At 44.5% G+C, this 1,219-nt stretch carries 1 protein-coding gene; it reads right to left on the bottom strand.

Annotated elements, in window-relative coordinates:
* Nucleotides 1-209 precede the first annotated feature (209 nt).
* A partial coding sequence (locus tag F6K37_RS43330) for a thioesterase domain-containing protein (RefSeq protein ID WP_287257334.1) occupies nucleotides 210-1,219 on the bottom strand: 1,010 nt, incomplete at its 5' end.

The following is a 1,219-nucleotide window of genomic DNA, read 5'->3' on the forward strand; positions in this document are numbered from 1 at the left end:
TGATATAATAAGGGTAACATTTTCAACAGATAGGTCTTATTGACAATGAAAGACCTATCTTTTTCTACCACAGATCGTTACACTCTTGACGTATCAATCGTTTCAATCGCTATCGTCGCCCCCCCAGGGTGAAGTCACAGGCTAGAAGCCTGTGCCACAAAGCTGACGGCTGACAGCTGACGGCTGAATGCTTAGGTTTAAATTAACAATTACCTAACAATTACCTGATCTATGCAAGCCTTGATTTTTTCAGCAAGTAGCTCTACATGGGGGTCTTTGAGAAAACTCCCTGGTTGATCATCTAAGTGCTTACCAGAGATTTCCTGGATTTCCAGGTTTCCAGTAACTAACTCTATCCAGCCTTTTTGGAGTTCTGGAGACTGGGCAATCCGCTCACTGGTCAAGAACATTGTTACTGGGTTTGGATAGTAGCGTTTGGCCACATAATTTTTTGAAGCGAAGGTGTTAGCTTCTTGGACTTTGATGATTTGGAGAGATTGCGGTAAGGAAATCCCAAAGGACTGATATAATTTAGAAACAACCTTTAGGAATTGCTGCTTGAATACGTCTTGAAAACCTCTATGAATCAATCGGTGAAACAGTCCCTTTAATCGGTCACTATAGCTACGTTGATAGGGAACTTGGTTTTCACTTGTGGAGAAGTGAACAGGGCTAGGTTCAAGCAGAGCTAGCAAAGCCACTGTATCACCGTCTAAGCGGAGCAGCTGAGCAATCTCCAGAGCAATTTTACCTCCAAAGCAGTATCCTGACAGAAAATAGGGACCCTTGGGCTGAATACTACGTATTTCCTGGAGGTAGCAGCGAGCCATATCTTCAACTGTGGTCAGGGGAGTCTGTTTGCCATCGAGACCCAATGATTGGAGTCCATAAAACGGTTGCTCGGAACCCAAATAATGTGCCAAATCCCGAAAACTGAGAACATTACCACCGGCTCCATGAATACAGAATAGAGGCGGTTTGGAACCATTGGGCTGAATTGATACTACTGAGGACCAAGGTGCTGCTCCTTGGTCTTGGCGCAGCTGGTTGACTAATTGGGCTACAGTTGGAGCCATCAGCAGAGAAGCTAAGGGCAGTTTTTTCTGGAAAACCTTCTCAATCTCAGCAAACAGGCGCACGGCTAGGAGAGAGTCTCCTCCTAGGTCATAGAAGTTATCTGTAACACTGATAGATTTGATTCCTAAGACGTTTTCCCAAA

This window comes from Moorena sp. SIO4E2 (genome assembly GCF_010671945.1).
Classification (GTDB): Bacteria; Cyanobacteriota; Cyanobacteriia; order Cyanobacteriales; family Coleofasciculaceae; genus Moorena; species Moorena producens.